The 17,596-nt window shown below is 57.7% G+C and carries 21 protein-coding genes and 1 riboswitch; of the genes, 1 reads left to right on the forward strand and 20 read right to left on the reverse strand.

Going from position 1 to position 17,596, the window contains the following annotated elements; translation table 11 throughout:
- Nucleotides 1-259: 259 nt before the first annotated feature.
- From PHV01_RS03460 to PHV01_RS03510, 11 genes are all read right to left on the reverse strand, one after another.
- Complete coding sequence (locus tag PHV01_RS03460) at nt 260-910, reverse strand: metallophosphoesterase family protein (RefSeq protein WP_337289756.1); 651 nt, start codon at nt 908-910, stop codon at nt 260-262.
- A 353-nt stretch (nt 911-1,263) separates the two neighbouring features.
- Nucleotides 1,264-1,509, reverse strand: coding sequence for a hypothetical protein (locus PHV01_RS03465; protein ID WP_337289757.1), 246 nt, complete (start codon nt 1,507-1,509; stop codon nt 1,264-1,266).
- 105 nt (nt 1,510-1,614) lie between these two features.
- Nucleotides 1,615-2,391, reverse strand: a complete 777-nt coding sequence (locus PHV01_RS03470; RefSeq protein WP_337289758.1) for a hypothetical protein — start codon at nt 2,389-2,391, stop codon at nt 1,615-1,617.
- On the reverse strand, nt 2,391-3,542 hold the full coding sequence (locus PHV01_RS03475; protein WP_337289759.1) for a Xaa-Pro peptidase family protein: 1,152 nt from the start codon (nt 3,540-3,542) through the stop codon (nt 2,391-2,393). Before PHV01_RS03475 ends, PHV01_RS03470 begins: the two co-directional genes overlap by 1 nt.
- Before the next feature lie 13 nt (nt 3,543-3,555).
- Nucleotides 3,556-3,828: a hypothetical protein gene (locus PHV01_RS03480; RefSeq protein WP_337289760.1), complete on the reverse strand. Its 273-nt coding sequence runs from the start codon at nt 3,826-3,828 to the stop codon at nt 3,556-3,558.
- Nucleotides 3,829-3,862: 34 nt separating this feature from the next.
- On the reverse strand, nt 3,863-5,191 hold the full coding sequence (thiC, locus tag PHV01_RS03485) for a phosphomethylpyrimidine synthase ThiC (RefSeq protein WP_337289761.1): 1,329 nt from the start codon (nt 5,189-5,191) through the stop codon (nt 3,863-3,865).
- A 58-nt stretch (nt 5,192-5,249) separates the two neighbouring features.
- Nucleotides 5,250-5,362, reverse strand: a riboswitch (TPP riboswitch).
- A gap of 230 nt (nt 5,363-5,592) precedes the next feature.
- Complete coding sequence (gene rmuC, locus PHV01_RS03490) at nt 5,593-6,996, reverse strand: DNA recombination protein RmuC (RefSeq protein WP_337289762.1); 1,404 nt, start codon at nt 6,994-6,996, stop codon at nt 5,593-5,595.
- Nucleotides 6,997-7,077: 81 nt separating this feature from the next.
- The gene (locus PHV01_RS03495; RefSeq protein ID WP_337289763.1) at nt 7,078-8,520 is read right to left on the reverse strand and encodes an RtcB family protein; all 1,443 of its coding nucleotides are present in this window, start codon (nt 8,518-8,520) and stop codon (nt 7,078-7,080) included.
- Between the two features lie 95 nt (nt 8,521-8,615).
- The gene (gene mqnC, locus PHV01_RS03500; protein WP_337289764.1) at nt 8,616-9,689 is read right to left on the reverse strand and encodes a cyclic dehypoxanthinyl futalosine synthase; all 1,074 of its coding nucleotides are present in this window, start codon (nt 9,687-9,689) and stop codon (nt 8,616-8,618) included.
- A gap of 92 nt (nt 9,690-9,781) precedes the next feature.
- A complete protein-coding gene (locus tag PHV01_RS03505; RefSeq protein WP_337289765.1) occupies nt 9,782-10,102 on the reverse strand; it encodes a DUF5615 family PIN-like protein in 321 nt (106 codons plus the stop codon).
- Entirely contained in the window at nt 10,086-10,313 is a 228-nt protein-coding gene (locus PHV01_RS03510) for a DUF433 domain-containing protein (RefSeq protein ID WP_337289766.1), read from the reverse strand. The genes PHV01_RS03505 and PHV01_RS03510 overlap by 17 nt, the downstream gene beginning before the upstream one ends.
- 310 nt (nt 10,314-10,623) lie before the next feature.
- Between PHV01_RS03510 and PHV01_RS03515 the strand changes: the two genes are divergently transcribed.
- Complete coding sequence (locus PHV01_RS03515) at nt 10,624-10,755, forward strand: hypothetical protein (protein ID WP_337289767.1); 132 nt, start codon at nt 10,624-10,626, stop codon at nt 10,753-10,755.
- On the opposite strand, the gene PHV01_RS03520 is transcribed toward PHV01_RS03515, so the two are convergent.
- From PHV01_RS03520 to ccsA, 9 genes are all read right to left on the reverse strand, one after another.
- The gene (locus PHV01_RS03520) at nt 10,752-11,441 is read right to left on the reverse strand and encodes a trypsin-like peptidase domain-containing protein (RefSeq protein WP_337289768.1); all 690 of its coding nucleotides are present in this window, start codon (nt 11,439-11,441) and stop codon (nt 10,752-10,754) included. The two genes, PHV01_RS03515 and PHV01_RS03520, sit on opposite strands and share 4 nt — an antisense overlap.
- 359 nt (nt 11,442-11,800) lie before the next feature.
- Nucleotides 11,801-12,916 carry an aminofutalosine synthase MqnE gene (gene mqnE / locus PHV01_RS03525; RefSeq protein WP_337289769.1) on the reverse strand — a complete coding sequence of 372 codons (1,116 nt, stop codon included), beginning with the start codon at nt 12,914-12,916 and terminating at the stop codon, nt 11,801-11,803.
- A 20-nt stretch (nt 12,917-12,936) separates the two neighbouring features.
- Nucleotides 12,937-13,257 carry a hypothetical protein gene (locus PHV01_RS03530; RefSeq protein WP_337289770.1) on the reverse strand — a complete coding sequence of 107 codons (321 nt, stop codon included), beginning with the start codon at nt 13,255-13,257 and terminating at the stop codon, nt 12,937-12,939.
- Between the two features lie 4 nt (nt 13,258-13,261).
- Nucleotides 13,262-13,741: a cytochrome c-type biogenesis protein gene (locus tag PHV01_RS03535; protein WP_337289771.1), complete on the reverse strand. Its 480-nt coding sequence runs from the start codon at nt 13,739-13,741 to the stop codon at nt 13,262-13,264.
- A 32-nt stretch (nt 13,742-13,773) separates the two neighbouring features.
- Nucleotides 13,774-14,292 carry a TlpA disulfide reductase family protein gene (locus PHV01_RS03540; protein WP_337289772.1) on the reverse strand — a complete coding sequence of 173 codons (519 nt, stop codon included), beginning with the start codon at nt 14,290-14,292 and terminating at the stop codon, nt 13,774-13,776.
- The gene (locus PHV01_RS03545; protein WP_337289773.1) at nt 14,271-16,271 is read right to left on the reverse strand and encodes a heme lyase CcmF/NrfE family subunit; all 2,001 of its coding nucleotides are present in this window, start codon (nt 16,269-16,271) and stop codon (nt 14,271-14,273) included. The genes PHV01_RS03540 and PHV01_RS03545 overlap by 22 nt, the downstream gene beginning before the upstream one ends.
- Nucleotides 16,268-16,720 (reverse strand): cytochrome c maturation protein CcmE, encoded by a 453-nt coding sequence (locus PHV01_RS03550; protein WP_337289774.1) that lies wholly within the window; start codon nt 16,718-16,720, stop codon nt 16,268-16,270. The genes PHV01_RS03545 and PHV01_RS03550 overlap by 4 nt, the downstream gene beginning before the upstream one ends.
- Entirely contained in the window at nt 16,717-16,863 is a 147-nt protein-coding gene (locus PHV01_RS03555) for a hypothetical protein (protein ID WP_337289775.1), read from the reverse strand. The genes PHV01_RS03550 and PHV01_RS03555 overlap by 4 nt, the downstream gene beginning before the upstream one ends.
- Nucleotides 16,860-17,543 carry a cytochrome c biogenesis protein CcsA gene (gene ccsA, locus PHV01_RS03560; RefSeq protein ID WP_337289776.1) on the reverse strand — a complete coding sequence of 228 codons (684 nt, stop codon included), beginning with the start codon at nt 17,541-17,543 and terminating at the stop codon, nt 16,860-16,862. The genes PHV01_RS03555 and ccsA overlap by 4 nt, the downstream gene beginning before the upstream one ends.
- Nucleotides 17,544-17,596 lie beyond the last annotated feature (53 nt).

Here is a 17,596-nt window from a genome sequence, read left to right on the forward strand (position 1 = left end):
TCATGGTATCAACACCCTTGTCAAGCCCAAATAGATTCTCGGAAGTAACTGAAGATTCCGCCTCAACCTCCCGTCGTGAAAATCGCAACGCCACCCACGCAGACGGCTCCTTGGGAGTAATTCCATAGCTACGCACAGTTCTTGGCGTGTTGGCAGAGTGTCAGTAGATTCTGTCAAAGTCGGATTCCACCCGACAGAGGTCAAAAGGATCGCTCCGAGAGGGACAGAAGTGGCGGCAGACTGAGCTTGAAGATGCGCTTCAGACGCCTCGACTGAGTGGCGTGGTGCGCGAATACATATCGAGAGGATTCGAAACCTGAATCACTTCACGTGAGGGGAGGATCAGGCAGGTCAGCTTGTTACCATAGACACAGGCTGTATCGATACCGATCCGGTCGTCGTCCATTAGAACTTCTCGCATTGGCGTATGGCCGAAAACAACTGTTTTAGGGTACCGACCTGAATACGCGTAGAACTCCTCGCGAATCCAGAGGAGGTCGCTTTCGTCTTGCTCCTGCACCGGAATTCCAGGCCTGATGCCGGCATGGACAAAGAGATAGTCCTGCGTCTCATGGTACGGTCTTAAGCGTTCCAGGAATGCCAGGTGGGCGGCAGGGATCCGGCTGAGCCCACCGTAGCTCTCTACCGTCGCAATCCCGCCGTTATATAGAAACAGCGCCCGCTCTTTTCCCTGAAGAAAATCAAGAAACATACGCTCATGATTGCCCATGAGGAAGGTGTACCGTCCACGAAGGGTCAGCAGATAATCAATGACCCCCTTTGAATCCGGTCCCCGATCAACGTAATCTCCCAGGAAGACCAGTTCGTCCGCCTCGGACAGACGGAGCTGAGCGATGAGGCGGCGCAACGGCTCCAGACACCCGTGAATATCGCCGATGACATAGATCATGTGTAACTACTGTAGAGAGATTAAAAACTGAAGGCTTTTAGAGGTAAGGCAGTGATCATGCAAAACTTCTGGCATTTGAGTTGGCGCTGATGAAGTCGCAATTTGTCGAAGCGTTTGGGCTTCTTGCCCACTGAGAAGTCCTCTCTGGTAGAGCCAAAGATCGTCGAAACCAAAAAGGTCTTGAATAGCTTGATTCGTTCCTTGCAAGATAATGTATAGCCTTCAGTCTTCAGTCTAAACGCCTAGGGTAGTTACGATCATGTCTCAACGCCTACCAGTGAACAGTCTCCGAGTGGCATTCTGTTGAATCTGGGGCTGAGTGGCTGATTGCTGATCGCTGAGGGCTGGGTACACTATTTATGGCCGATGGTGTCCAGGACGCGAGCAATCTCTTCCTTGACGTGAGTGTTGATCTTGAGCCGCGCGAGAATATCCGGATGGTGTTCAGCCAGGTATTGAATCATGGCGATTCCGTCGAGCGAGGAGCCGTGTGGCTGGCTGTCGAGAATCCAGTCGCTGAGGGCATCCTTATGCGACCGGCGTGTACTCGGATCAGAATACAAGATATCTAAGATGTCCTGAGCCAATGACTTGCGCATTACGCCACCTTTATTTTATCCTGAATACTAATTGTAATATAACACCTCCTCATCCACTTCACAAGCAAGAAACCTCACTGGGGCCAGAGAAAAGATCGCGCCGTATTACAATGGGATGAGCGTCGAATACCAGAGGAATCGCCCCAGAAACTCCCCAATTGCGCCGGTGACAATCGCGATGTAAAAGAAACCGGTTGCAGACTGGACGTTTGGGATACGTAAGGTGTCCCAGATGACACACGCTACAACGAACGAGCCAAGAATCCCGACAACCACACGACCAAGAAACACCGCCAGGTATGAGGTCGAGAGAAGCTCGATCCTGGCCACGGCATCGGCCCCGCCAAACAGGTAGAGCGATCCAAGAGTCACGAGCAACAACAGGCCCTGCAGCGCGGTGGATAGTATAAAGAGAATGGCCAGGCGGCGGATCAACGCCACTGGTAGCTTAGGGTCTCTGAGATAGTGGTGCCCGAGTAACATGCCGATCAAGGCTGAGCCCAGGAGAAGAGCTGACGCAAGGGTGGTGACGATCTGGGCGGCTATCTCAGGCAAGGTTGGCAATTCTTTTGTAAGTAATAGTGGTAGGATAGAGATCTCTCCCGCTCCAACCAGCAGGCTCAACCACAGCATCCGCCTCGGCCATCGCCCATCCGGAATCCAGAGTGATCCCGTATAGAACAGGAGCAGAATGAAAAAGATCATTGAAGCCGGTGTTGGGCCGATCCAGATCTCCACGCCAAACACGCTCACCAAGGTCAGGGCGCAGGTCTGAAGAAAGCTCCGCCTGATCATGGGTGAATGCAGGAGACTCAGGCAGAACAGGCTTCCGACTGCCAGTTCTTGTACCGCCTGAAAGGCTGGGAGGGCAAGATGCGCCATCAGTCGATCTCAAACTCGCTAATCTCTTTTGGGAAGTTGGTCAGGTTTCGGCATCCAGCCTTCGTGACGACCACGAGGTCTTCAATTCGAATGGCCCCGACATCGGAATAATAGAGCCCGGGCTCAACTGTGACCACATAGCCGCTTCTCAGGACTTCACCTGTCTTGCTGATACGAGGGGGTTCATGGATATCGAGGCCAACCCCGTGACCGGTGCCGTGGAAAAACCCTTGCATCCGACCGCCTACCATACCGGTAGTGAAGCCGTCTTTTTCCAGCACCGCATTCACTTCAGCGTGAATGGTCTTTCCGTCGGCTCCATCCCTAATTAACTCTATCCCGCGTTCCTGGGCATTGAGGACCGCCCTGTACATCGCCAGAAGTTTCGGCGATGCCTTCCCCTTCACGACGGTGCGGCTCATGTCGGCAAAGTAGCGGCTACGCTCAGACCTCGGAAAGACGTCGATCACGATCGACTCGTTGGCCCTGATGGGCCCATTTCCATGATGGTGGGGATCGACTCCCTGCAGGCCGGGCGCCACAATCGTATGTTGGGCCACGCACTCGTGTTCCATCAACTTCACATGCATGATCTTCCTGAGCCCTTCGGCGGTCAACTGCTCGCCATCGAGGTACAGGAGCCCGTCACCCTCCACCTTGGCTGCCCGAACCGCTGAGATCGCCGCGCCTACGGCCTCTTCGGTGACGCGCTGGGTCTGGGCAATCGCCTTAATCTCTTCTTCACTCTTTACCAGCCGCGCCTCAAAGAACGGCTCACGTTTTACGGCGAGCGTGTAGCCCTTCGCCCGCAGACCATCGGCGTGCGCGACGCCGAAGTTGCCGGGAACCAGCAGATGACGCGCGCCTCGCTCCCGCAGCACGAGGTCCAGGACATCCAGTAAGAATGGTGCGTCGGCGCCCTTTTCCCTCGCCCTGCGCTCATACGCGCTATAGGATAAGACTGTATCTACCCTCGCCTGGCTTCTGGCCCGGTCCATCTCCAGGTCGCTCATTACGACGATCTTTTCTGCGCCTGCCTGGACGAAGATAAATGGGTCCGGTGCGGCAAAGCGGGTCGCATAGTACAGGTTCGCATCGATCTCGCTAACTGCGATCATGACCGTCGCGTCACATCCGGTCAGCTCTTCCATCGCACACGTCCCTTCAATCAGCCAGGATCACCTTACCCATTCCAATCGCGGCCAGCAGCCCCACCGTCCACACCCAGGGGAACGCGCCGGTATGGTACCAGGCCACGACCGGATAGGCCAGGGTCGAGATCGGCAGCAACGCGATGGCCCCGAGCATGCCCCTGACCCCCCACACATCTTCGTAACCCGTCAGCATGAAAGCAAAGAGGATAAGCAGCAGCGCCACCCAGGCGAAGCCATAGCAGCCCCCCCAGAAGGTTGGACCCCTCGATTTTGCGCTCGTCATGTCAGCGATGATGCCTCCCTCCCGTCAGGATGGCTCACGGACAATCGGCCAGTTCACCAAGACGCGACGAGATATTCATTGAGCAGAACTTCGGGCCGCACATCGAACAGAACTCGGCGCGTTTGAACGCCTCGATCGGCAGGCTCTCATCGTGCATCGTGCGCGCCGTCTCGGGGTCGAGCGCCAGCGCAAACTGAGTGTCCCAGTCGAAGTTGAACCTGGCGCGGGAAAGCGTATCGTCGCGGTCGCGCGCGCCTTTCCGGCCTCTAGCAATATCGGCTGCATGGGCGGCAATCTTGTACGCGATACATCCCTGCTTCACATCCTCCGGCGTGGGTAAGCCGAGGTGCTCCTTCGGTGTCACATAGCAGAGCAGCGAGGTACCGTGCCAGCCGGCAATGGCTGCGCCGATCGCCGACGTGATGTGATCGTACCCTGGCGCGATGTCGGTCACCAGCGGGCCCAGCGTGTAAAACGGCGCCTCCTGACAGATCTCCTGCTCCATCCGTACGTTCATCTCGATCTGATCCATCGGAACGTGTCCAGGTCCTTCGATCATCACCTGGACATCGTGGGCCCATGCCACCTTCGTCAGCTCGCCCAATGTCCGAAGCTCGGCGAACTGGGCCGCATCGGAGGCATCTGCGGTACAACCCGGCCTCAACCCATCGCCCAGACTGAAGCTGACGTCATATTTTCGGAAGATATGGCAGAGCGTTCCAAAATGGGTGTACAGGGGATTCTGCGCGTTATGAGCAAGCATCCATCTCGCCATAAGGGCGCCGCCTCGGCTGACGATTCCGGTGATCCGGGACTGCACGAGCGGCAGGTGCTCGCGCAAGACACCGGCATGAATCGTCATATAGTCCACGCCCTGCTTAGCCTGGTGCGCAATCATGTCGATCATATCGTCAGCGGTCAGCTCTTCTACCGAAGTGACGCCCGCGACCGCCTGATAGAGAGGGACCGTACCGACCGGCACCGGGCTGGCCGCAATCATTGCGTGGCGGATGTCGTCGATGTTGCCGCCCGTGCTCAAGTCCATGACCGTATCGGCCCCGTACTGTATAGCCAGCTTCAGCTTTTGCAACTCCCCATCGATGTCGGAGGTCAGGGCGGAATTGCCGATGTTGGCGTTAATCTTGACAGTGGCTACCGTCCCGATCCCCATCGGCTCGAGACTTCTGTGATGAATATTACAGGGAATAATCAGTCGGCCACGGGCCACCTCGGTCCGGATGACCTCAGCATCGAGGCCTTCCCGCTCGGCAACGTAGGTCATTTCCGGAGTGATTACCCCTTTGCGGGCGTAGTGCATCTGCGTGACGCAGTCCCCATTGCCGTGAGTAGTCCGTGTGACCATATGAGGCTCCTCCTCAGAAAAGCAAAAACGCCGGCAAGACACCGCCAGCGTTACACTTCAACCTTTTCAGGACGCTCCCTACGCTGGCATGACCCAGATCAGGTCCGACGGTCGGCGACGGTTTCAGTCGCCCTCTCAGCCTGCTTGCCGCAGACTCCCGTACTCGCTTCCTATTATGTTTTAATCTACCCCCAATCCACAGGGGTGTCAAGAATACGACACACACCCGTAAGAGTGTGAACGGAGTCACGCCGTCTCAGTAACCATTCAGGTGTTTAGGCTGAAGACTAAAGGCTGAAGGCTCTGAACAATTTCGCAAGGTACGAGGCGCGCTCTTCAAGACTTTTTCGGATTTGGTATGATCATGTACGACTTACTCCTAAAAGTCTTCAGCCTTCAGTCTATCTACCTGAGTAGTTATCTGTCTCATCACTATCGAATGTCGCCAGGGTGCGGGGCTTCTGATCAACCGGCTGCAGTTCCTGAATCTCCTTCTTGCCGCCGGCTCCCAGCGTCTGGAACTTTCGAGCGGTGGGGAGGACGCGACTCTCGAATGAGGCCACCGCGGCGTTATATGAATCTACGGCCTTGCCAATGGCCCCACCAACCTTGATGAGGTGTTCGGCCAGCGTCCCCATCCGGTCGGCGAGTTCCTGGCCCAGGGCACAGATGCGCTGGGCGCTCTCCGCCACAAGCTCCTGTCGCCATCCATAGGCGATGGCCCGGAGCAGGGCGATAAAGGTCGTGGGCGTGGCAATCACCACCTTCTTCGAGAGGGCAGATTCAACCAGAACCGGATCCTTCTCGGCGGCTGCGGCGAGAAAGGAATCGTTCGGGATGAAGAGTACGACGAACTCCGGAGCGGCCGCGAACTGATCCCAGTACTCTTTCGAGGCCAGCTTCACGACATGCTGGTTCACTTGGGCGGCATGCTTCAGGAGAGCCACTTCGCGATCCTCATCTGTTTTGGCTTCCAGCGCCTCGAGGAATCCGCCGAGTGGGACCTTGGAATCCACCACCACCTCGCGCCCGGCCGGTAGCTTGACGACCATATCGGGGCGGACGCGCCCTTCTTCGGTTGTTACGCTCTCCTGTTCCACAAAATCGCAGTGCGGCGACATCCCGGCAAGCTCGGCCGTTTTCCGAAGCGCAATCTCTCCCCACCGGCCGCGAACCTGTGGGGACCGCAGCGCGTTGACCAGCTTGGCGGTCTCACTCTGAAGGGTTGTCTGACCCAGCGCGACTGCGCGCAGTTGTTCCCCCACCGTACTGTACTCTCTGAGGCGTTTGTCTTCGAGCGCTTTTGTCTCTTGCTGATAGACGGAGAGGGTTGCGCTGAGGGGCTGAATGATCGCCTCGATCGCTTTTCTGCGCGTCTCCAGGTCAACAGTTGCTTCATCCTTCAGCGCCTTGAACTTCTCCTCGGCGAGAATGAGGAACCCCGTGTTGTTGCCGGCCAGCGCTTCGGCTGCAAGCGATTTGAATGTATCAGTCAACCTGGTCTTTGCATCTTCCAGGATGGCTTTCTGCTCCGCAAGGTTCTTTTCGGTCTCAACAACTCGGGTTTCGGCGGCGGTCCTGGTCGTCTCGGCCTGTCGTAAATCCTCCCGGAGGATCTCGAAGTCCTCTTTAGCCGAAGCGAGCTGACTGCGAATCTCCTCGACCCGCGCCTCTGCAGCAGCGGTTCGCGCCTCCTGATCTCGGAGGATAGAGCCTACTCCAGCCTTGGCCCGGGCCGCACTTATCACCCATCCAAGGACGGCTCCGATCACGAGCCCTAACAGCAGGGTCATCCATTCTGTCATGTTGAGTTCCTCAGAAAATGTCTATTACGTCTGTTGCGTTCATTGTGTCGAATGTCGAATGGACCGTTCTGATCGCGGTCCTTACCCTTTAATAACGCCCATGGGACATAGGCGGGCGACCATCTTGGAGAGACCGGCGCGGTGCACAACCCTCACCACTTGGGTCACATCCTTATACGCCTCTGGCATCTCCTCGGCCAGCGACTCCCGGCCCGATGCCTTGACGATGATCCCCTGATCTTCCAGCTCCCTGTGGATGGCGCGACCCTTGGCGACCCTGATGGCGGCATGTCGGCTCATGACCCTGCCGGCCCCATGGCAGGTACTCCCGAAGGTCTGCTCCATCGCGCCTGTGCCCACCAGCACAAATGAGGCGCGGCCCATGTCGCCTGGAATCAGCACAGGTTGGCCGATGGCCAGGTAGTGAGCCGGCAACTCCGGGTGCCTTGGTGGAAAGGCGCGTGTGGCGCCCTTGCGGTGGACCGCCAGCTTGAGCCGTCTGCCCTCGACCTCGTGTTCTTCGACCTTGACGATGTTGTGGGCGACATCATAGACCGTTGAGAGTCCCAATGTCCTGGGCGAGATACTCAAGACCTTCAGAAGCACCTCCTTCGCCCAGTGGGCCAGACACTGGCGATTATTCCAGGCAAAGTTGGCGGCGGCCCGCATCGCGCCCAGGTACGCCTTGGCCTCCCGCGACTTCCAAGGTGTGCAGGCGAGTTGCCGGTCTGGAAGCTCGATCCCATACTTGATGACCGCCCGTTCCATCTCGACCAGAGAATCTGTGCAAACCTGATGCCCAAGCCCTCTGGAGCCGGTGTGAATCATCACGGTCACTTGGCCCTCGAACAGACCGAGGACCTCGGCGGCCTGGGGATCGTAGATCTCGGCGACCGTCTGGACCTCAAGGAAATGATTGCCCGAGCCCAATGTCCCGAGCTGGCTACTCCCACGCTCAAACGCCTTATGGCTCACGGCATCCGGGTCAGCGTCCGGAAGACAGCCGCCCGATTCGATACAGGCAAGGTCCGCCGATTCTCCGTACCCCTGCTTGACGGCCCAGGCTGCGCCCTCGAGCAGCGGCGCCTCCATCTCCTTCCTGCTCAAGCGGATCCGGCCTCGCGAGCCGACCCCCGTCGGGATCTCATGAAAGAGGGCAAGGACTAACTCCTTCAGCCTTGGCCGCACCTGCTCCTTTGTCAGCTCCGTCCGAAGCAATCGGACCCCGCAGTTGATGTCATAGCCGACGGCACCGGGAGATACGACGCCATCCGTGATGTCGGTGGCCACCACCCCGCCAACCGGCAGGCCGTACCCCTGATGGATGTCAGGCATGGCGAAGGAGGCCTTAACGATCCCCGGCAGGAAGGCGCCGTTCGCCACCTGCTCCAGGGAGAGGTCTTTCATAATCGCCTCCATCAGGGCCTCATCGGCATAGATAATCCCTGGAACCCGCATCCCAGGCTTGTAGTCTCGCGGGAGCAGCCACCGATAGTCATCGAGCTTTTGTACAACCTTGCTCATATCCAATTCCTTGGGGTCTATCGGATCTATCGCGTCCGGTGAACAGGATGACACCTCGTCGCAGAAGAACCAGCGCGAGATTCGTGGACAGGGGATTACTCCAAAAGCTCATACCGTGTATTTCGACGTTTCGGAACGAAACCGGCATCGCGGATGTTTCGTCGGATCTCCTCAAGAGGCATGATCTGCCGCGTAACGGCCGTCTTCACGACATTCTCCTCAAGGACACTGCTCCCGAAATCATTCACGCCATACTGCAGCGAAAGCTGACCGATCTTCGGACCCATCGTCAGCCAGGCGGCCTGAATATGCTCCACATTGTCCAGCATGACCCTGGAGACGGCTACGGTTCGAAGATAACTATAGCCACTACCCGCGGTCCCCCCGAGCGCATCGCCATTCGGTTGATAGCTCCAGGGAATGAAGGCCGTAAAACCGCCGGTTCGATCTTGCAGCTCTCGAATCCTGACCAAATGCTCAACGCGCTGGGCCGACGTTTCGCCTACCCCATACATCATCGTGGCTGAGCTGGGTATTCCAAGACCGTGGGCGATCTGCATGAGGTTCAGCCAATCGGATGCGCTCTCCTTCAATGGCGAGACCCGCTGTCTCACCTCATCAACCAACAATTCGGCTCCCGCTCCCGGGATCGAGTCGAGGCCGGCTGCTTTGAGTCGCTTCAACGTTTCCTTGAGAGATAGCTTGGAACTATTCGATATATAACTGATTTCCACAGTGGAGAGTGCATGAAGATGAACCGGAAAACGGGCCTTGATTGAGGTGAGCAGATCCTCATAATAATCGATCTTCAGGCTGGGGTTCAGCCCCCCTTGCAGCAGAACCTCTGTCCCGCCAAGCTCGATCAGCTCCTCGATTTTCTGAAAGATCTCCTCCTTGGACAGGAGATACGCTTCCGGAGAGGTCGGCAGTCGATAGAAGGCGCAGAATGAACATTGGACCCAGCAGATGTTGGTATAGTTGACAGTGCGGCCGATGACATAGGTCACAACCGGCTCGGGATGCAAGCGCCAGCGCACGCAGTCAGCCATGGCGGACAGCTCCAGCAGCGTCGCCCGATCGAAGAGATCGACTCCATCATCGAAGCTGAGCCGCTCCCCCGTCTCGACCTTCTCGGCAATTGCTTCGATCCTACCGTTCGATTCAGCCACGTCTAAGATTCCTCAACCTCACTATGATCTAGTGTTTCATTACGAAAGTCCGTGCACATAGGATCGGGGCGGCGGTCGGATGTAGCGTGCAGTCAGGCCCCGACGTGTACGACCTGACCAGGTCGGATCGTATCGAGAACACGCAGCACATCGGGCATCTTTGGCCGCAGGTCGTTAATGTCGCTGCTCGGCGCCCTGACAATCACCAGCGCCAGATCAAGCCCCTGAAAGTTCTGTTGATGCGGGATGCTTTGGTCTACGGTCAGAAGTACGTCGAATGCACCAGCCGCAAGACTGAGGAGGGCACCATTTCTCGTGCCGGACCAACCCATCTCAGCCACCGTCTTTACATCGTGCCCGACTAACTCGCTTCGAAGCTTGCGGGGGACACACTCGTCAAGCAGCACGCGCACTGGAACCTACCACCGACTGGATGCCCTCTTCCAGCACAGCCACCGCTTGCTCTCGAGTCACCGTCGGGAAGTCGTCGAGAAAGTCGTCCAGTCGATGTCCGCCCTCCAGGTAGTCCAGAAGCGCTTTCACAGGCACGCGAGTTCCAACGAAGACGGGCGTCCCTCCGAGTATCTCAGGATCACTGTGAACAACGGTACGTCTCTGCGGCATGATATATCCTCCAATTATTCACAACGAACTTACTCGTAATCTCCCACGTATGGCCCAATTTGACACCTTTCCCTCGAATCGTCAAGTCGGCAAGCCGTGGGGAAGGAACTCTATTGGGAATGAACAACCTTGCAGCAAGCTGCGGGGTATCGTCTTCTATTCCGACCCGTCATTCCGTGCTTGACACGGAATCCAGTCTGACCCTTGTATCTTTACAGTAACGTCATGAACAGGTATAGAGTCATGGCGCGCCTCCTGTCGAAGTGGTTCAATCTTCTGAGGTGGGTTACGCTCGTCGAAGAAGCTTGCGATGATTATTCCGAAGAATCGCGAAATCTCCGGCATCTTTGATGATTTCCTTTCCTCCCTCTTAGAGTCGAACGTGAGCGATGAGCCGCGGCGCTTCACGGCGATAGGCACCGACGGCTCCATCGCGTGTTAGGTGCCGTGTTGAGCTAAATGTTTCCAAATCTCGTCGATCGACACCACAAATGTCTCGGTCTTGACCTCGGAGTCTTGCGGCAGTCCAATCGATAACATTCCAAGCACCTGACCAGTCCGGTTGTCGACGACGGGACCACCAGACATTCCGACCCGGCTTCCGAAGCCCAATTCAAACCCTCGGACTCCGCGCAACTTGATATCGTTCGCGTTCACGTTAAAAGTGACTGATCGCTTCACGAGGCCCTTTACGTCCGTCATCGCCCCCGTCAGATTCGCGGATCGAATTACCAGTTCAGATCCCTGCCAGTCCGCCTGAACGGAAGGCATAGAGTTACCAACGTGACCGACCCCTAAGACCTCCATTCCGTTAACAACGGCTCCCAGTAGCGGCTCGTACGTTTGAGCTTGTGGCACTCGATCTCGAAACCTGATTATGGTGGAATCAATCTCTGGATGTAGTGAGGCAGAATCTTCTCGAATCTTCAGGATTGATCCACTCCTGCAGAGAAGCCACACTGACGCATACCGAAAGCCGCCATTCGGTCTGAACGTTTCATTATTCAGAACATGATACGCGGTGACGGCCGTCTGGCCGTTGACGAAGAATCCTGTGCCACAGATTCCGCCGATGAGCGAGGAGTCGCCCGGCGCGTTGTACGAGAGTTTGAGTATTGCGAACGCCATTGACTCGCTCAGGCACCTAACAGTGGTTATATGGATCCGCGTAACACCCTCAACATCTTTCAAGTGCCGTATAAGACGCCTGTGAAAAAGACTTCACTTCAGTATCGTAGGTCGGGTTAGCGCAGCGTAACCCGACAATCCGATTCATCACTCATGCCCCACTTCCTCGAAATCAACCGCACCCTGTCCCCACTCTGAGGGATACATCCCAGCCGTAACATACCGACGAAGGCTGGAATACGGCCACTCTATCGCCGATGACGCCAGCCCGTGTTTGACCGGGTTGAAATGAATGCTCGCCGGTATCGCAATGCTTCGTCGGGTTACGCTACGCTAACCCGACCTACTCGACTACCCCCTCACCTTGTTTCAATTTCCGAAGTGGCGAGAGGAATATGAGTAACGGGGTTGTAGAGCGCGTCGCGTTCGATGGGCTGGCGGCCGGTCTCGCGGATCATGGCGAGAAGCTGGTCATGACGGAGTTCCTGATGATGGGAGTTATCGCCCAGGGCGTGCGTAATTTCATAATGCGTGACTGTCCCGTCGAGGTCGTCGGCCCCGTACCAGAGCGCCAACTGCGCCACCGCCGGCGTGGTCATGATCCAGAACGCCTTGATGTGAGGCATATTATCGAGGAGCAGACGGGCGATGGCGATCTCGCGCAGATCGGCATACCCGGTCGTGATCGGCAGGTGACTGAGATCGGTGCCGGCCGGATCGAATGCCAGCGGGACAAAGCACATGAAGCCGCCCGTTTCGTCCTGCAACTCGCGAATATGAAGTAGGTGCGTGACCTTTTCCTCTACTGTCTCAATGTGACCGTAGAGCATCGTGACGTTTGAGCGGATGCCAGCCCGATGCACGGCCCTGGTCACGTCGAACCAACCTTCATTGTCCAGTTTGGCCCTGAACAGCTCCTCGTGGACGCGGTCGCTGAACACCTCTGCTCCACCGCCAGGACAACAATCCAGCCCTGCCGCCCTCAGGTCAGCCAGCACCTCCTCCAACGGCTTATCGGCTACCCGCTGGATCTGTGCCAGCTCGATCATGGTGAACGCCTTGACCTGGACGCCGGGTCTGGCATCCTTCACTGCCCTAACGACGTCCAGATAGTACTGGTATGGCAGCTTCGGATTGATCCCGGCGACAATGTGGATCTCACGGATGGGAACCTCGTCATGCATGCGGGCCCGATCCTGGATATCCTGGATGCTCAGCACATATCCTCGTGGGTCGCTGGGCGGGGCATAAAACGAGCAAAACTTGCAGCCCTTGTTGCAGATGTTTGTGTAGTTAATGTGCAGGTTGCGAACGAAATAGGTCAGGTTCCCGTTCATGCGCTCCCGGACCAGGTTGGCGAGGAACGCTACCGAGGTCAGGTCGCGCGTCTGATAGAGCGCTAGCCCGTCACAGAAGTCCAAGCGGATGCCGTGCAGTATCTTTTGATACACCTTGTCCAAGCCCGAAACTGCCAACCTGGACTCCATCAGGCGGCTCATCGGCTCGGTTTCTCTCTGGACCCTACGCCCCCACTTGCCTGCTGCGCATCCAGGGCGTCGATCTGTTTGAGGATGGCAATAGCTCTCAGTTCATAACTATGGCGGGCTTGCTGATAATCGTCTAGAGCCAGATTACCGGCCTGGTGATCGAATTCGAGTTCCTTGATTGCGGCATATACCATCTCCTTCTCGGCCAGGAGTTCCTGCAACTCGGTCTGTTCTGACCTCGATGGAGATCCTTCAGATGATCTGAAGAATGGAATGAGCACCGGCAAGAGGGCGAGAAAAACAAGCAGGATGGCAATCAGAATTTCCACGTCGTCAGCGTTCCGATTCCTTAAGTTCCGCTTCGAGCCGACTGGCGTAGCGGGGATCAAGGGGGCGCGAGGCATCCGCATTTGGCCCGTGACCCCTCTTAATCGCGCGACGAATCGTGAGAACGATGATGCCAGCTCCGCCCAGGATGGCGACGAATGGCAGCAGCCACGCCAGCCAGTTGAACCCCCGGCGCGTGGGCGCGAGCAAAATCCACTCGCCATAGCGACTGACGAAGTAGCCTCGGACCTGCTCCGGGCTCTCACCGTTCTTGAGTTTCTCGATGATTATCTCGCGCATCTGGATCGCCATCTCTGAGGGCGAGTCGGCTACCGAGAGATTCTGGCACACCGGGCAGCGCAGCTCTGCGGCTAACTCGTGGGTTTGCTTTTCGAGACTGCCGGCGAGTATGGCGGATGGCCACGTCCCCGGCAGGACCATCAGTAACAGTAGGCACACTACCAGGGGCCGCTTTCCACTACTCATATTCTGCATGTGCAACCCTACACCCTGTGCTTTCAGAGCATCTCCTCGATCTTCGCCTTCAGTAACTTCGCGTCGAGAGCTCCGACGTGCTTGTAATGAATCGTGCCGTCCTTCCTGATGAAGAAGGTTTCCGGCACGCCATAGACGCCATAGTCAATGGTGATCTTTCCCTGCAGATCAGGACCGTTTGGAAAGCTGAGTTTGTGCCGCTCGATGAACGCCTTCGCATCGGTATCCCGGTCCTGGATATCCACCCCGATGACCGTTACCCCTTGATCCCGGTAGATTTGCCAGGCGGCCTCCAGGTGTGGCGCTTCTTCGTAGCACGCTGGGAAGCACCAGGAGGCCCAAAAGTTCAGGACTACAGGTTTCCCACGGAGCGCCTCCAGGCTTTTACTGCTCCCATCAAACATGGACAGGGCGAATGGGGGAGCTTGGCGCCCCACCAGCGGCGATGGCACCTCCCTCGGGTTGGTCTTGAAGCCGTAAGCCAGGAGCAGGAGGAGCGGGATAATACTGAGCAGCAGGCTTAGCTTCTTCCAGGTTGCCATGCCATATGCTCCCTCGCCTGATCTGTCGCAACAGCCCGTCGTCGGTCGGGCCAGATCGCGATCAGCGAACCCAGGACCATCACCCAGCCGCCAAACCAGATCCACATCACCAGCGGGCGAACCAACGCCTTCACGGTGGCAGTGGTTCCATCCTGCGCAAACGACGAGAGAACCAGATAGAGATCCTCTCGTAGCGTCGAGCGAACATCGACCGTGCCGATCGGCTGCTGCTCAGCCGGATAGAACCGCTTGGCAGGCCGCATCTCGGCCACCTTGTGGTTCGAGTTGAAGATCGTAAAGTTCCCCTGCACCACAAAGCGTTGCGGTTCTTGCCAGGCGCTGAGGTCGTCGAATCGGACCTGGTACCGACCAAGCTGGAGCGATTCGCCTTGCCTCAGGGTGACCTCCTGCTCCAGCTTGAAGACCGACGAGGCGGTAATACCGATCACGACGAAGGTGACTCCCAGATGGACGATGAAGCCGCCATAGCGCCGTCGGTTCCGGCTGGTGAGTTTCGAGAGCGCGGTCAGATACCCCTCTCCTGTGTTTCGGCGCCGTGTCCTGGCGCCACGGACAAACTCCTGCATCACGGTGATGGCGGCAAACAGACTGAGACCAAAGGCCAGAAGTGGATACAGCCCCCGTACTCCAAGCAACCAGCAGATGCCCGCGCCCAGGATGGCGAGACACAAGGGACCGGCAAAGGTCCGGCGCAGGCTTTCGAGCGAGGCGTGTCGCCAGGCGATCAGCGGCCCGACGGCCATCAGGAAGATCAGGCCCAAGCCGATGGGGACGTTCACCGTGTTGAAGAACGGCTCGCCCACGCTGACCTTGACCCCGCGAACCGCCTCGGACAGGAGGGGAAACAGGGTGCCAAGCAGGACCGCAAACGCAAACCCCAGGAGCAACAGATTGTTCACCAGGAAGGTGCTCTCACGCGACACCAACGAGTCGAGATCACCCTCTGCCTGTAACTTATCGCTTCGATACACCAGGAGACTGAAGGAGGTCAATAGGATCAGACCAATGAAGGCCAGGAACAACGGCCCGACGGCCGAGTCAGAGAAGGCATGAACAGACGAGAGGATGCCGCTTCGCGTGAGAAAGGTGCCGAAGATGGTCAGCGCAAAGGTGATGATGATCAGCGCCACGTTCCAGAACTTCAGCATCTTTCGTCGCTCCTGGACCATGATCGAATGGAGAAATGCCGTGCCGGTAAGCCAGGGCAGCAGTGAGGCGTTCTCTACCGGATCCCAGGCCCAGTAGCCGCCCCATCCCAACACCTCATAGGACCACCGTCCCCCGACGATGATGCCGACCGTCAGGAAGGCCCAGGCCACGATCGACCAGCGGCGCACGGTTCTGATCCATGCCTCACCGAGCCGACCGGTGATCAGGGCGGCCATACCGAAGGCATACGGAATGGACCAGCCAACATAGCCGGCGTACAGGCCGGGCGGGTGCACCGCCATCAAGGGATGGTTTTGCAGGAGCGGATTCGGTCCGCGCCCGTCAGCCGGCGCCGGCAGCACCGTAGTAAAGGGATCGGCCGGAAAGGCTACCAGCAGGAGGAAAAACGCCGAGATGCACAGCAGGATAGCCGTCACGTACGGGGTCAATTCACCCTGCCGCTTTCTCTCGATGATCACCGTGAGCAGGCTCATCAGGGCCAACAGCCAGACCCAGAGTAAAATTGAGCCCTCGAGCGCTCCCCACAGCGCAATGATCGTGTAGAACAGCGGTGTATCGAGGCTGGCATTCCTGGCAACGTATTGAAGGCTGAAATCGTGGCCGACCAGCCCAGCCTCCATCAGCAGGACGGCGAAGGTGCAGAGGCCAAATACCGAGACAACCGCCCCTTGTCCGCTCTCGATCAGGGCCGGCCGACGTCGCCGCGCTCCCAGGACGGACACGAACACGCCGTAGACCGTGATGGCGAGGGCCAACCAAATACTAAACCGGCCAAGCGTAGAAATCATGGTTGTGTGCCCTGTGGTTGCACTAATGTTCGGTGGATATGCTCGGTCGGAGTCTGCCCCTTCTCCGGGGGCTTGTACTCCTCGGAATGCTTCGCCATAATCATGCTTGACTGAAACGGACCACCCTTCACGCACTTCCCCTCGACAACCGCGCCCGCGCCCTCTTTAAAGAGGTCGGGTGGGGAGCCCGTGTGCTCGACCGGCACCTCTTCCTTCCCGTCGGTCAGACGAAACGTGAGCTTCAGTGTCTGCGGCTCCCAGTGGAGCGAGCCGGGCACCACCATCCCGCCGAGGCGGAACGATCGATCAGAGACCGCCCCGCCTTTCGCCTTGAGCTCCGACGGCGTGATGTAATAGACGGTGGCCTCCTGAATCCCGCTGTTGATTAAGTATGCGAGGGCTGCCACCACGATACCTCCGCCCAACAGCAGTTTGGTCTTCTTCGTCATCGTGTCGTATCCTTCCGCTGCCGTCTGAGGGCATCACTCTGAGCGCTCACCGCCTTCTTGCGCCAGTGCAGCGATACGAGATAGACGAGTACACTGACAGCGGTGAGCAGATACCCGGCCAGAATATAAGACCATGGATTCACCCGAGTAATTCCATCTGCAGCCTGAACAGTTCCCGCCTCGCCCCCTCGACCTGAAGTCGCTTGACCAGCAGATAGCCATACAACAGCACGAAGGCGGCCAGGTTTGTATAGAGCGCCACCTGCATGTCCGGGGCCACCGTTGAGGGGCCGGGCCTGAGGATCGACGCGGGCTGGTGTAAGGTGCGCCACCACACGACCGACATGTGGATGATCGGAACATCGAGAAAGCCGATAATCCCAAGGACTGCGCAGAAGGTGGCCCCTCGTGACGGATCATCGACCAGCGCGCGAAGCATCAGATAGCCCAGGAACATCAAGAGCAGGATGGCGGTCGTGGTCAGCCGTGCGTCCCACGTCCACCAGGCCCCCCAGGTTGGTCGTCCCCATATTGAGCCGACCGCGATTGTCAGCGCAGTGAAGAGCACTCCGATCTCGGCGGACGAATGCGCGATGGCATCATGCTGCAGGCGACGTCGCCACAGATACAGGATACTCGCAATGAACACGACAAAGAAGGCCAGGTAGCTGACAAGGATCAGGGGGACATGCAGGTACATCAGCCGTTGCACGTCTCCCTGCACCGCATCAGCCGGTGCATAGACGAACGCAATGTAGAGCCCGATCACGAGGCCAATGACCGTCACGATGCCCAATGCCCGCTCACAACTCCGTCCGATCATCGCACCTTGCACCTTAAAAACAGGGTATAGGGTCTAGGGTTTAGGGTATGAAC

It is taken from the genome of Candidatus Methylomirabilis sp. (genome assembly GCF_028716865.1).
Classification (GTDB): Bacteria; Methylomirabilota; Methylomirabilia; order Methylomirabilales; family Methylomirabilaceae; genus Methylomirabilis.

What these genes read in the sequence shown, in the direction of transcription:
- PHV01_RS03460 (WP_337289756.1), bottom strand. Translation starts at nt 910, where the DNA reads ATGATCTATGTCATCGGCGATATTCACGGGTGTCTGGAGCCGTTGCGC.
- PHV01_RS03465 (WP_337289757.1), bottom strand. Translation starts at nt 1,509, where the DNA reads ATGCGCAAGTCATTGGCTCAGGACATCTTAGATATCTTGTATTCTGAT.
- PHV01_RS03470 (WP_337289758.1), bottom strand. Translation starts at nt 2,391, where the DNA reads ATGGCGCATCTTGCCCTCCCAGCCTTTCAGGCGGTACAAGAACTGGCA.
- PHV01_RS03475 (WP_337289759.1), bottom strand. Translation starts at nt 3,542, where the DNA reads ATGGAAGAGCTGACCGGATGTGACGCGACGGTCATGATCGCAGTTAGC.
- PHV01_RS03480 (WP_337289760.1), bottom strand. Translation starts at nt 3,828, where the DNA reads ATGACGAGCGCAAAATCGAGGGGTCCAACCTTCTGGGGGGGCTGCTAT.
- thiC (WP_337289761.1), bottom strand. Translation starts at nt 5,191, where the DNA reads ATGGTCACACGGACTACTCACGGCAATGGGGACTGCGTCACGCAGATG.
- rmuC (WP_337289762.1), bottom strand. Translation starts at nt 6,996, where the DNA reads ATGACAGAATGGATGACCCTGCTGTTAGGGCTCGTGATCGGAGCCGTC.
- PHV01_RS03495 (WP_337289763.1), bottom strand. Translation starts at nt 8,520, where the DNA reads ATGAGCAAGGTTGTACAAAAGCTCGATGACTATCGGTGGCTGCTCCCG.
- PHV01_RS03510 (WP_337289766.1), bottom strand. Translation starts at nt 10,313, where the DNA reads ATGCCGCAGAGACGTACCGTTGTTCACAGTGATCCTGAGATACTCGGA.
- PHV01_RS03515 (WP_337289767.1), top strand. Translation starts at nt 10,624, where the DNA reads ATGATTATTCCGAAGAATCGCGAAATCTCCGGCATCTTTGATGATTTC.
- PHV01_RS03520 (WP_337289768.1), bottom strand. Translation starts at nt 11,441, where the DNA reads ATGGCGTTCGCAATACTCAAACTCTCGTACAACGCGCCGGGCGACTCC.
- PHV01_RS03535 (WP_337289771.1), bottom strand. Translation starts at nt 13,741, where the DNA reads ATGAGTAGTGGAAAGCGGCCCCTGGTAGTGTGCCTACTGTTACTGATG.
- PHV01_RS03540 (WP_337289772.1), bottom strand. Translation starts at nt 14,292, where the DNA reads ATGGCAACCTGGAAGAAGCTAAGCCTGCTGCTCAGTATTATCCCGCTC.
- PHV01_RS03545 (WP_337289773.1), bottom strand. Translation starts at nt 16,271, where the DNA reads ATGATTTCTACGCTTGGCCGGTTTAGTATTTGGTTGGCCCTCGCCATC.
- PHV01_RS03550 (WP_337289774.1), bottom strand. Translation starts at nt 16,720, where the DNA reads ATGACGAAGAAGACCAAACTGCTGTTGGGCGGAGGTATCGTGGTGGCA.
- ccsA (WP_337289776.1), bottom strand. Translation starts at nt 17,543, where the DNA reads ATGATCGGACGGAGTTGTGAGCGGGCATTGGGCATCGTGACGGTCATT.